Origin of the sequence: Pseudomonas synxantha (assembly GCF_900105675.1) — a bacterium.
GTDB lineage: Bacteria > Pseudomonadota > Gammaproteobacteria > Pseudomonadales > Pseudomonadaceae > Aquipseudomonas > Aquipseudomonas synxantha.
Genome location: NZ_LT629786.1, coordinates 5,166,088 through 5,177,949, shown reverse-complemented (window position 1 = coordinate 5,177,949; position 11,862 = coordinate 5,166,088). Strand labels below are relative to the sequence as shown.

Below are 11,862 nucleotides of genomic sequence, written 5' to 3'. Positions count from 1 at the left end.
ATCGCCAACAACAGGTGGTCATGAGTGACGATGAAAATTACGATTTTGTGGCAATTGATGGTGCTCGCCGCGCTTAGGTTGGCGTTGAGTCGTGAACCAGCTGGGGATGCTAAACAGGTTGTAGATGATTACCGTCGTCACAATCGCCGGACAGGCTCTTGTCGGCGGTCCGCTTTTCGGTGGCCGCTTCAGTTCAGTCATTGCCTTCGTAAGTGTTGAGGCGTTTCATGGGCTCTTGGATGCGCCGCGCCATTCGTTTCGCGCTGGTTGAGATAGATGCAGATTGTTTTTCTATATAGAAGAGGCAAAAAACCGGCGCTTTTCGGGCTTTTTCAGGCTTATTGATAGAAAGCCTCAATTAGGGGTTGACGGCAGATCCTGGAAGTCTATAATTCGCCCCACTTCCAGCGCAGTCGAAACGGAAAACTCGTTGGTAAACAAAGAGTTACGCGGTTTTCGATGGCGAGTTGATTCAATTCATCGAAGCCCAGAAGGAGTTGATACGGTCGCGTTGTTTGACCCTGTTAACGGTTCGATCCACTCGGTCGAAAGCGGTATAAAACAGGTGTTGACAGCAGCGAGTAACGCTGTAGAATTCGCCACCCGCCAACGAGTGATCGAAAGCGCCAAGTGGTTGAAGTTACAAGGGAAACTTTGAAAGCTTCGGAAATAACCGCTTGATAGCAGCAGAGGAAAGCGTACAGCGCGCGCCTCGGTTGAGACGAAAGATCTTAACCAACCGCTCTTTAACAACTGAATCAAGCAATTCGTGTGGGTGCTTGTGGAGTCAGACTGATAGTCAACAAGATTATCAGCATCACAAGTTACTCCGCGAGAAATCAAAGATGTAACCAACGATTGCTGAGCCAAGTTTAGGGTTTCTTAAAAACCCAAAGATGTTTGAACTGAAGAGTTTGATCATGGCTCAGATTGAACGCTGGCGGCAGGCCTAACACATGCAAGTCGAGCGGATGACAGGAGCTTGCTCCTGAATTCAGCGGCGGACGGGTGAGTAATGCCTAGGAATCTGCCTGGTAGTGGGGGACAACGTTTCGAAAGGAACGCTAATACCGCATACGTCCTACGGGAGAAAGCAGGGGACCTTCGGGCCTTGCGCTATCAGATGAGCCTAGGTCGGATTAGCTAGTTGGTGAGGTAATGGCTCACCAAGGCGACGATCCGTAACTGGTCTGAGAGGATGATCAGTCACACTGGAACTGAGACACGGTCCAGACTCCTACGGGAGGCAGCAGTGGGGAATATTGGACAATGGGCGAAAGCCTGATCCAGCCATGCCGCGTGTGTGAAGAAGGTCTTCGGATTGTAAAGCACTTTAAGTTGGGAGGAAGGGCATTAACCTAATACGTTAGTGTTTTGACGTTACCGACAGAATAAGCACCGGCTAACTCTGTGCCAGCAGCCGCGGTAATACAGAGGGTGCAAGCGTTAATCGGAATTACTGGGCGTAAAGCGCGCGTAGGTGGTTCGTTAAGTTGGATGTGAAAGCCCCGGGCTCAACCTGGGAACTGCATTCAAAACTGACGAGCTAGAGTATGGTAGAGGGTGGTGGAATTTCCTGTGTAGCGGTGAAATGCGTAGATATAGGAAGGAACACCAGTGGCGAAGGCGACCACCTGGACTGATACTGACACTGAGGTGCGAAAGCGTGGGGAGCAAACAGGATTAGATACCCTGGTAGTCCACGCCGTAAACGATGTCAACTAGCCGTTGGGAGCCTTGAGCTCTTAGTGGCGCAGCTAACGCATTAAGTTGACCGCCTGGGGAGTACGGCCGCAAGGTTAAAACTCAAATGAATTGACGGGGGCCCGCACAAGCGGTGGAGCATGTGGTTTAATTCGAAGCAACGCGAAGAACCTTACCAGGCCTTGACATCCAATGAACTTTCCAGAGATGGATTGGTGCCTTCGGGAACATTGAGACAGGTGCTGCATGGCTGTCGTCAGCTCGTGTCGTGAGATGTTGGGTTAAGTCCCGTAACGAGCGCAACCCTTGTCCTTAGTTACCAGCACGTAATGGTGGGCACTCTAAGGAGACTGCCGGTGACAAACCGGAGGAAGGTGGGGATGACGTCAAGTCATCATGGCCCTTACGGCCTGGGCTACACACGTGCTACAATGGTCGGTACAGAGGGTTGCCAAGCCGCGAGGTGGAGCTAATCCCACAAAACCGATCGTAGTCCGGATCGCAGTCTGCAACTCGACTGCGTGAAGTCGGAATCGCTAGTAATCGCGAATCAGAATGTCGCGGTGAATACGTTCCCGGGCCTTGTACACACCGCCCGTCACACCATGGGAGTGGGTTGCACCAGAAGTAGCTAGTCTAACCTTCGGGAGGACGGTTACCACGGTGTGATTCATGACTGGGGTGAAGTCGTAACAAGGTAGCCGTAGGGGAACCTGCGGCTGGATCACCTCCTTAATCGACGACATCAGCTGCTCCATAAGTTCCCACACGAATTGCTTGATTCATTGAAGAAGACGATAAGAAGCAGCCCTAAAAGGTTGTAACTTAGTTCGTTAGAGCGCACTCCATGCTCTGTGGTAAAGAGCAGGGTGAGGTCGGCCTTGTAGCTCGAAATTGGGTCTGTAGCTCAGTTGGTTAGAGCGCACCCCTGATAAGGGTGAGGTCGGCAGTTCGAATCTGCCCAGACCCACCAATTTTGTGTGGGAAACGCCTGTAGAAATACGGGGCCATAGCTCAGCTGGGAGAGCGCCTGCCTTGCACGCAGGAGGTCAACGGTTCGATCCCGTTTGGCTCCACCACTACTGCTTCTCTTGTATAAAGCTTAGAAATGAGCATTCCATCGGTTCGATGGTGAATGTTGATTTCTAGTCTTTGACTAGTTCGTTCTTTAAAAATTTGGGTATGTGATAGAAAGATAGACTGAACGTTACTTTCACTGGTAACGGATCAGGCTAAGGTAAAATTTGTGAGTTGCTCTTAGGAGCGCAATCGAATTTTCGGCGAATGTCGTCTTCACAGTATAACCAGATTGCTTGGGGTTATATGGTCAAGTGAAGAAGCGCATACGGTGGATGCCTTGGCAGTCAGAGGCGATGAAAGACGTGGTAGCCTGCGAAAAGCTTCGGGGAGTCGGCAAACAGACTTTGATCCGGAGATGTCTGAATGGGGGAACCCAGCCATCATAAGATGGTTATCTTGTACTGAATACATAGGTGCAAGAGGCGAACCAGGGGAACTGAAACATCTAAGTACCCTGAGGAAAAGAAATCAACCGAGATTCCCTTAGTAGTGGCGAGCGAACGGGGACTAGCCCTTAAGTGGCTTTGAGATTAGCGGAACGCTCTGGAAAGTGCGGCCATAGTGGGTGATAGCCCTGTACGCGAAAATCTCTTAGTCATGAAATCGAGTAGGACGGAGCACGAGAAACTTTGTCTGAATATGGGGGGACCATCCTCCAAGGCTAAATACTACTGACTGACCGATAGTGAACTAGTACCGTGAGGGAAAGGCGAAAAGAACCCCGGAGAGGGGAGTGAAATAGATCCTGAAACCGTATGCGTACAAGCAGTGGGAGCAGACTTTGTTCTGTGACTGCGTACCTTTTGTATAATGGGTCAGCGACTTATTTTCAGTGGCGAGCTTAACCGAATAGGGGAGGCGTAGCGAAAGCGAGTCTTAATAGGGCGTCTAGTCGCTGGGAATAGACCCGAAACCGGGCGATCTATCCATGGGCAGGTTGAAGGTTAGGTAACACTGACTGGAGGACCGAACCGACTACCGTTGAAAAGTTAGCGGATGACCTGTGGATCGGAGTGAAAGGCTAATCAAGCTCGGAGATAGCTGGTTCTCCTCGAAAGCTATTTAGGTAGCGCCTCATGTATCACTGTAGGGGGTAGAGCACTGTTTCGGCTAGGGGGTCATCCCGACTTACCAAACCGATGCAAACTCCGAATACCTACAAGTGCCGAGCATGGGAGACACACGGCGGGTGCTAACGTCCGTCGTGAAAAGGGAAACAACCCAGACCGTCAGCTAAGGTCCCAAAGTTATGGTTAAGTGGGAAACGATGTGGGAAGGCTTAGACAGCTAGGAGGTTGGCTTAGAAGCAGCCACCCTTTAAAGAAAGCGTAATAGCTCACTAGTCGAGTCGGCCTGCGCGGAAGATGTAACGGGGCTCAAACCATACACCGAAGCTACGGGTATCACGTAAGTGATGCGGTAGAGGAGCGTTCTGTAAGCCTGTGAAGGTGAGTTGAGAAGCTTGCTGGAGGTATCAGAAGTGCGAATGCTGACATGAGTAACGACAATGGGTGTGAAAAACACCCACGCCGAAAGACCAAGGTTTCCTGCGCAACGTTAATCGACGCAGGGTTAGTCGGTCCCTAAGGCGAGGCTGAAAAGCGTAGTCGATGGAAAACAGGTTAATATTCCTGTACTTCTGGTTATTGCGATGGAGGGACGGAGAAGGCTAGGCCAGCTTGGCGTTGGTTGTCCAAGTTTAAGGTGGTAGGCTGGAATCTTAGGTAAATCCGGGATTCTAAGGCCGAGAGCTGATGACGAGTTAACTTTTAGTTAACGAAGTGGTTGATGCCATGCTTCCAAGAAAAGCTTCTAAGCTTCAGGTAACCAGGAACCGTACCCCAAACCGACACAGGTGGTTGGGTAGAGAATACCAAGGCGCTTGAGAGAACTCGGGTGAAGGAACTAGGCAAAATGGCACCGTAACTTCGGGAGAAGGTGCGCCGGTGAGGGTGAAGGACTTGCTCCGTAAGCTCATGCCGGTCGAAGATACCAGGCCGCTGCGACTGTTTATTAAAAACACAGCACTCTGCAAACACGAAAGTGGACGTATAGGGTGTGACGCCTGCCCGGTGCCGGAAGGTTAATTGATGGGGTTAGCTAACGCGAAGCTCTTGATCGAAGCCCCGGTAAACGGCGGCCGTAACTATAACGGTCCTAAGGTAGCGAAATTCCTTGTCGGGTAAGTTCCGACCTGCACGAATGGCGTAACGATGGCGGCGCTGTCTCCACCCGAGACTCAGTGAAATTGAAATCGCTGTGAAGATGCAGTGTATCCGCGGCTAGACGGAAAGACCCCGTGAACCTTTACTATAGCTTTGCACTGGACTTTGAATTTGCTTGTGTAGGATAGGTGGGAGGCTTTGAAGCGTGGACGCCAGTTCGCGTGGAGCCAACCTTGAAATACCACCCTGGCAACTTTGAGGTTCTAACTCAGGTCCGTTATCCGGATCGAGGACAGTGTATGGTGGGTAGTTTGACTGGGGCGGTCTCCTCCTAAAGAGTAACGGAGGAGTACGAAGGTGCGCTCAGACCGGTCGGAAATCGGTCGTAGAGTATAAAGGCAAAAGCGCGCTTGACTGCGAGACAGACACGTCGAGCAGGTACGAAAGTAGGTCTTAGTGATCCGGTGGTTCTGTATGGAAGGGCCATCGCTCAACGGATAAAAGGTACTCCGGGGATAACAGGCTGATACCGCCCAAGAGTTCATATCGACGGCGGTGTTTGGCACCTCGATGTCGGCTCATCACATCCTGGGGCTGAAGCCGGTCCCAAGGGTATGGCTGTTCGCCATTTAAAGTGGTACGCGAGCTGGGTTTAGAACGTCGTGAGACAGTTCGGTCCCTATCTGCCGTGGACGTTTGAGATTTGAGAGGGGCTGCTCCTAGTACGAGAGGACCGGAGTGGACGAACCTCTGGTGTTCCGGTTGTCACGCCAGTGGCATTGCCGGGTAGCTATGTTCGGAATAGATAACCGCTGAAAGCATCTAAGCGGGAAACTAGCCTCAAGATGAGATCTCACTGGGACCTTGAGTCCCCTGAAGGGCCGTCGAAGACTACGACGTTGATAGGTTGGGTGTGTAAGCGCTGTGAGGCGTTGAGCTAACCAATACTAATTGCCCGTGAGGCTTGACCATATAACACCCAAGCAATTTGCGAACTCGAGAGAGGCCAGATTGCGGTGTGTGAAGACGAAACGAACCGAAAGTTCGAGATACTCACAAAACACCAAGCTGTCACATACCCAATTTGCTGAAGCGAGGCCAACCGGCCACGACTCAGTACCCGAATTTCTTGACGACCATAGAGCGTTGGAACCACCTGATCCCATCCCGAACTCAGAAGTGAAACGATGCATCGCCGATGGTAGTGTGGGGTTTCCCCATGTGAGAGTAGGTCATCGTCAAGATTAAATTCCGAAACCCCTATCTGCGCATGCAGATAGGGGTTTTGTTTTGTCCGCAGGAAAAAGCATCTGCAAGTAACCGTCCGGCGAAGTCACCTAGGGGGCATGACAAAAAATAAGCTCCAATGAAATGGGAGCTTACCGTGCCAATTACCGCTTCGGCATTGACCAGGGCGAGTCTGTTGGACGGAGTAACTAAACCAGCTTTTTTGGGTTACAGGTAACCCCGTTCGGCAAACGAGGCAAAGCCCTCATACCCCACGACAACATGATCCAAATCCGGGTGCCGATCATGTTGAGAGCGTTCTTGAGAGTTGTGGTCAGCATACGATCGGTTTGACTAGGCTCCGGGGATCCGAAGGGATGGTTATGTGTCATTTTGTGGCGCGCCACAAAATGAACAAGGATCACGGCGACAGCGTTGTGTTCCAGGGCGATCTTGACCACTTCCCTTGGGGACACGCTGGTTCCATCCAGGGTGCCTCTGAATAGCTCTCGGAAACCAATCACCCGGTGCTTGGTATCGAGCAGCAATAACGCAAAGACCTCATGCTCGTGGTGCTGCAACAGTGTTTGTAGATGGCTGAATACTTGCTTCGGCTCAGTCAAGGCCCGTCCTTTAGATAGACGACTCATCGCGAGTTGTTGAGCCATCTGCAGGATGTCGGCCTCGGTGACTGGTGATTCCATTACATAAGTACCGGTCTCTTCACCGGCTATGAGCTTGTGATATTTCATGGGGACTCTCCTGCATTGGAATACCTTGGTCATGTTGGAAGTTTGATCAGTGGGCGCGAGCGGAGTGGTCACTGCTGCTTTGGAGGGGTTTAGATTCCAGCTTTTGTGCCAGTGATGTTTTGGTAAGGGCTGCTGGTTTGGGGGTGACTTCTTCCTTGCCGGGCTGATCTTCAGCTGCGGGGAAGAACTCCTCGACGATGGCGCCGGTGTCCTCCTCACTGTCTTCAAAGGCGCCGTTGTTAAAGCCCTGTCGTGCCACGCGATCCAATGCGGTCTGGTCAAAGCCAGAGACTTGTCGGGTTTCATCAAGCTGCTTGGCTTCCAGCAAGGCGTCTTCCATGCTTAAGCCTCTGCGCACGGTGATGTCCACGTAGAAGATTGGAGTGCCATGGCTTTGGCGGGTGGACTTACCGCGCAGGCGTAGCTCCAGTGGCAGACAGGCCAGGCGGTTGCCGGAGATGGCCTGGAAATACTGCAGGCGTGCCGCCAGAGTGCGAATGCTGTTAAAACCGGTGGTGCGGAAGACAAAACTACCTAGCGGATCATCGTAACCAATTACCACGTTCAGCCGGCCGTAAGGCTTGCAGGCATTGCCTTGGGCCAGTGAGCAGCCATCCGGTGAAGGGCAGGGCAACGACTGGATTCCGTCCTTGGTCAAGCGCTTGCAGGTCTCACCATTGCCGACGCACACCGGCCGACCGGTGTTACGGTCGAACAGACTGTAGTCAGCCCGAAAGTTGAGGTCCGGCTCGTTGAACAACAAACGGATCGGAATGCTGCGTAGCTTGCCGTCCTGGCCATTGCGCAGTTCCTCATTGAGCGGGTGCAGCAGCCAGCCGTCGCGGTTCTGTACCTGCGAAGTAATAGTGAACTGATCATCTTTCTCCGGCAAACGTTTGCCGTTTTTCTCGACGACCTTGCCGATGGAAATACGCCCGAGTACCGGAGGAGTAATGGCTAAACCTTTGAGCATGTTGGTTATCCTTGATCTGGAAATAAAAAAGCCACCAGGATGGAAACGGTCCAGGTGGTTTGGGAGACGGGGTATGGTTCAGCTAATCAAAAAGCGGCGACTGCCTGTTTTGATCTTGGGGTAGCGGGCTTGTAGGTAGGGTTTGTCCTTGAGCATCTGTTCGACATCCAGCCCGGTGCTGTCCCTGGACTTCTTCCAACTGATGTAGCCATCGGCAAACTCCGCGCGGGTGGCTGCGCCCATGGCCTGCTGCAGGGCTTGCTTGAGCTGCGCCTCGCGCGTCTCTTGCTGAGCCATGCTTTGGCGAACAGACTTGAGCTCCAGGTAGGTGCTGGCCAGATCCGTGTGTTGACTGAAATCCAGGGTCTGGCCGTTATCCTCTGGGTAGAGGCAGCGCAGCGCCGCTTCCGCAGAAGCTGTGCCATCAGCCGGTGGTGGGGTGTCACTGACCACGTAATCCCAGAACAACCGCTCCAGATCGATCAGCCGAGCAATCATCGAATCGTCCCGATCGATGCGATGGATCTCCAGGTGCTGGCCACCCAGCAGTACCGCCACATCGGCAGCCTGCTTGCCGGTCACGGCCAACTGGTGCATCACTTGCAACTGCACGTACTCGGGCACGCCCTCTTTCCAGAGGCGTGCACCGTTTATGCCGGCAGTTTTGCATTCAAGGATCTGTACATCGTCGGCGCCGATGACCTCGCGGTCGATGTTGGCCAGCATCCAGGGCAGTTTAGGATCAGGATGCTGCAGCACGGCATTGATACGTCGTACCCGGTGACCACTACGCTTGGTGTAATGCGATGCGACAATCGGTTCGAGGATGTTGCCCCAGTAAGCAGGGCTCTCTTCATCATTGAGATCTAGCTTGGGCAGTGAGGTGTCACGACCAGTTTTCTCCAGCCACAGCTCCAACTGGGATTTGTAAGGGTTAAGGCCTATGGCAGCGGCGGCATCCGAGCTGCCGATGCCTTGTTTGCGCACAGTCAGCCAGTCTTCTCGGGGAAGTTGTTTGGTCCCCACCAGGCGCAAGGCAGGGCGGGGTTTACTGCGGGATTGTTGCAGCGTTTGCGTTTCCATGATGTTTTCCTATGCGGCATAAAAACGCCCGGCCAGCAGAAGCTGACCAGGCGCTTTGAGTAGATGAGTGGGGCTAGGCGGCGAGTTGCAGCGCGGCGTTCAGTGCACGCTCTTTGAGGCTGGCACCGGCCCCAAACCACGCGGAGTCCATGCGGTATTCAGTACTCCTGGCACGTCGCTCGTGATCGACGTACTCAGTCACAGCATTGAGCAAACCCCACGCAGTTCCTTGGGCTGACTCCAGCGTCGCTCCACGACCTTGGCCTTCGTACAGCCCTTGCACCTTGCGCAGGGCTCGCTCATTCGGCAGCACTTCCGGCAGCTGGCTATTGGGGGCTACGTCACACAGCACATTCATAAAGAAGCCCATCGCCTCATGCCACTGCACTTTGCGTTCCGACAGTGCGCGCATGCGGTACATAAACTCATCCCATTGCGAGACGGCGATGCCCAGTTGTTTCTTCACGGCCTGCGGATCAAAGCGCGTGTTGTGCGGTACCTTGATTGCGCGGGTAGCGCCGTTCAGGGAGATGGTCAGGGTGTTGTTGCAAACTACACGCACGGTGGTCGGGGTCGCGGTGGTGGCCAGCGTACCGTCACAGGAGGTGGCTAGCAGCAGATAGCCATTGACCTGATCGTCACCCTTCAGCACGGTTGTCTGCCCGGTCCTGGCCAGAGCCCAGAACTTGCGGCCACCTTTGAGTATCCCAGCTGTTTCCAACTCGTAGCCGGAGACCTCAGTCAGATCCCGGTAGAACTCCAGAACTTCACGGGGCTGCACAACCTGGTAGCGGTTGGAGACCACCGACAACGGGGCCTTGGTGTCGGAGCGATACAGCACCTTCTGTTCCGGAAAGGAGTCAATCGTGCCGAGGTTGCCGACAGTGTCGGCCTTGAAGTGAACTGGACTTTCCTGAATCTGCCAGTTCATGCCGGCTTCGCGCTGCCAAACTTCCAGCGGTTGTTTTTGCGTCAGGTGGTTACCCAAACCATGCCAAGGGGTAGCGCCAACGTATGCCATTTGTTCGACGAGATGAGCCATGGGAGTAATTCCTTTGGGTGCGTGCCGGAATAAATGCTGCGCACGCGCAGCATTTACCGAAGAATGTTGTAAGAGGATTAGGCTGGTAGGTTGAAGCGATGATTGCAGGCGAGACAAAGGTTGTTGGCGAACACATGGCGATCGAGTTTTTCGCCAAGCTGAGCACCGAGGGCGCAGCCGCCTGCACCTCCAGCGAGCCCGCCGAGGATGGCACCAGAAACTGTGCCGAGGGTGATGCCAAGAGGGCCGGCAATAGCGCCGACATAGGCGCCCACCTGGCCTGCTGCCAGAGCGGCGCTCGCACCACGAGTGGCTCCGCCTACGGTTCCAACAGCTGCGCCAATCTTCATGGCTGTTTGTAAAGATGCGATCTTGGGGGAGTTACACAGAGGGCAATGCAATGACATGGTTCTAAGCTCCATGGGGTGGATGTCATGGCAGTGATGTAGGACTGAATTTTTTTTGAGTCGAATCGTAATCGGCCTCCATGACGATTAAGTGCAGCAATCGGCCGATTCTGTTGAAAAGTCGGTTTGCCCAAAATGCTCGAATATTGATGGGTGAAAACATCTCTCTCGCACGCTACAACGTGAAATCCGAGTCCGGAAGCCTCTGCTCAAAGCTAGGGTCTCAATCTCAGGCACGTATTTTTCTGCCGTGAAAACCCAGCCGGATTTTTTCAATAGAATCGGCCAGAAGTAGTCATGGAATGACTACAAATTTGAGCGCGATTCAAGGTAGGTACAGCAGACCTTAGTCGGCAGCACCAACTGGAGCTACCGTCTCACGAGCCCTGGGAGATGCAAGGCTGAGGTGGGAGGCTTAATGCCGCCACTGTAGGATGTCCCAGCTGCGGACTTATCGGGAATTATAAAGGGAATGGCCAAGCCACATGCATCACTGTATACGAGATTCAAGCGCTGGTTCCGCAGGCCTAGTAACCCTGCAGGTAACGTCTATTACGCACGGCTAACCACTCCACAGGGTCTTTTTTACAAAATTGGCTTCACGACCAAGGCTAGCCTGGTCGATCGCATGGCGTATGGTGGTCACGGCGATGAAAAACTTATCGATAAAGTGTTTTTCTTCACGCAGCTCTAGGATGCATGGGATGTTGAGCAAACACTGCTGGACCACCTCAGTAAGCTTCGCGCTTTTGGAAAGTACAGCAATAACCCGTCCCAGCCTCTAAGCGGAAGGGGGCAGTCTGAGCTCTTCGCGTCCGACATTCCCGGGCTCGATGCTGCTCTTTATGCTCCTCAGGAAGTGACGACACTTGAGGCATGCGAGTACGACTCAAATCAAGCGGCGGACGGATGTTTGGGAATATTCATCGGAATAGTGCTGGCCCCATTTACGCTGGGGTTTTCACTGTTCTTTATCTTTGGCGGGCTCATGGAGTTCATTACGGCTAATAAAAAACGAACGGTAGCGGAGAAGAAGGAAATTGTGCGCAGACCCCGGCCTAAGCATCCTGAGGAAATCCAAGTCCTTATTGATTCGCTGAGTGAGTTGAATATTCCAGCTAGCGCACAGGAGAAAACAGAAGCTTGATCCGCTTCCATGCTGCATCGCGGGCCTTCGAGAGTGACCGATATTGGCCGATTCTGGTGAAAAAGTAAGTCCTTCCAGACTGCCCGCATGCTGACGGCTGAAAACGTCTTTTTTAGCGCGCAGTTACGCGAAATCTGAGCCGGAGTACTCTGCTCAAAATAAAAATTTCAATTTCAAGTACGTACTTTTCTGCCGTGGAGACTATGGCCGACTGTTTTCAACAGAATTGGCCGATTGCTGCCTGTCAGGAAGGGCAACAAATGGCCAGAAGCAGCAGTTCGC

6 protein-coding genes, 2 tRNA genes, 3 rRNA genes and 1 pseudogene are annotated in these 11,862 nt (G+C 53.0%); 7 read left to right on the top strand and 5 right to left on the bottom strand.

Going from position 1 to position 11,862, the window contains the following annotated elements; all coding sequences use genetic code 11:
• Positions 1–902: 902 nt before the first annotated feature.
• The 5 genes from BLU48_RS23945 to rrf all read left to right on the top strand — a co-directional run bounded on the left by BLU48_RS23945 (position 903) and on the right by rrf (position 6,193).
• Positions 903–2,439: ribosomal RNA gene (locus tag BLU48_RS23945) — 16S ribosomal RNA — on the top strand.
• Between the two features lie 161 nt (positions 2,440–2,600).
• Positions 2,601–2,677: transfer RNA gene (locus BLU48_RS23940), tRNA-Ile, on the top strand.
• 30 nt (positions 2,678–2,707) lie between these two features.
• Positions 2,708–2,783 (top strand) — tRNA-Ala (locus tag BLU48_RS23935).
• A gap of 246 nt (positions 2,784–3,029) precedes the next feature.
• Positions 3,030–5,921 (top strand): 23S ribosomal RNA (locus tag BLU48_RS23930).
• 156 nt (positions 5,922–6,077) lie between these two features.
• Positions 6,078–6,193, top strand: a 5S ribosomal RNA gene (rrf, locus tag BLU48_RS23925).
• The 16S, 23S and 5S rRNA genes sit together here with 2 tRNA genes alongside, the layout of an rRNA operon.
• Positions 6,194–6,404: 211 nt before the next feature.
• Here rrf and BLU48_RS23920 read toward each other — a convergent pair.
• From BLU48_RS23920 to BLU48_RS23900, 5 genes and pseudogenes are all read right to left on the bottom strand, one after another.
• A pseudogene (locus BLU48_RS23920) lies at positions 6,405–6,928 on the bottom strand (JAB domain-containing protein).
• Positions 6,929–6,974: 46 nt separating this feature from the next.
• A complete protein-coding gene (locus tag BLU48_RS23915; protein ID WP_057025060.1) occupies positions 6,975–7,901 on the bottom strand; it encodes a recombination directionality factor in 927 nt (308 codons plus the stop codon).
• A gap of 78 nt (positions 7,902–7,979) precedes the next feature.
• The gene (locus tag BLU48_RS23910; protein WP_057025059.1) at positions 7,980–8,984 is read right to left on the bottom strand and encodes a YqaJ viral recombinase family nuclease; all 1,005 of its coding nucleotides are present in this window, start codon (positions 8,982–8,984) and stop codon (positions 7,980–7,982) included.
• A 73-nt stretch (positions 8,985–9,057) separates the two neighbouring features.
• Entirely contained in the window at positions 9,058–10,026 is a 969-nt protein-coding gene (locus BLU48_RS23905) for a DUF932 domain-containing protein (protein WP_057025058.1), read from the bottom strand.
• Positions 10,027–10,103: 77 nt separating this feature from the next.
• Positions 10,104–10,433 (bottom strand): hypothetical protein, encoded by a 330-nt coding sequence (locus BLU48_RS23900; RefSeq protein WP_077182406.1) that lies wholly within the window; start codon positions 10,431–10,433, stop codon positions 10,104–10,106.
• A 472-nt stretch (positions 10,434–10,905) separates the two neighbouring features.
• On the opposite strand from BLU48_RS23900, the gene BLU48_RS31875 reads away from it, so the two are divergent.
• Both BLU48_RS31875 and BLU48_RS23890 read left to right on the top strand, forming a co-directional pair.
• The gene (locus BLU48_RS31875) at positions 10,906–11,127 is read left to right on the top strand and encodes a hypothetical protein (protein WP_138233666.1); all 222 of its coding nucleotides are present in this window, start codon (positions 10,906–10,908) and stop codon (positions 11,125–11,127) included.
• Between the two features lie 219 nt (positions 11,128–11,346).
• On the top strand, positions 11,347–11,580 hold the full coding sequence (locus BLU48_RS23890) for a hypothetical protein (protein ID WP_138233665.1): 234 nt from the start codon (positions 11,347–11,349) through the stop codon (positions 11,578–11,580).
• Positions 11,581–11,862: the final 282 nt, after the last annotated feature.

What these genes read in the sequence shown, in the direction of transcription:
- BLU48_RS23915 (WP_057025060.1), bottom strand. Translation starts at nt 7,901, where the DNA reads ATGCTCAAAGGTTTAGCCATTACTCCTCCGGTACTCGGGCGTATTTCC.
- BLU48_RS23905 (WP_057025058.1), bottom strand. Translation starts at nt 10,026, where the DNA reads ATGGCTCATCTCGTCGAACAAATGGCATACGTTGGCGCTACCCCTTGG.
- BLU48_RS23900 (WP_077182406.1), bottom strand. Translation starts at nt 10,433, where the DNA reads ATGTCATTGCATTGCCCTCTGTGTAACTCCCCCAAGATCGCATCTTTA.
- BLU48_RS23910 (WP_057025059.1), bottom strand. Translation starts at nt 8,984, where the DNA reads ATGGAAACGCAAACGCTGCAACAATCCCGCAGTAAACCCCGCCCTGCC.
- BLU48_RS31875 (WP_138233666.1), top strand. Translation starts at nt 10,906, where the DNA reads ATGGCCAAGCCACATGCATCACTGTATACGAGATTCAAGCGCTGGTTC.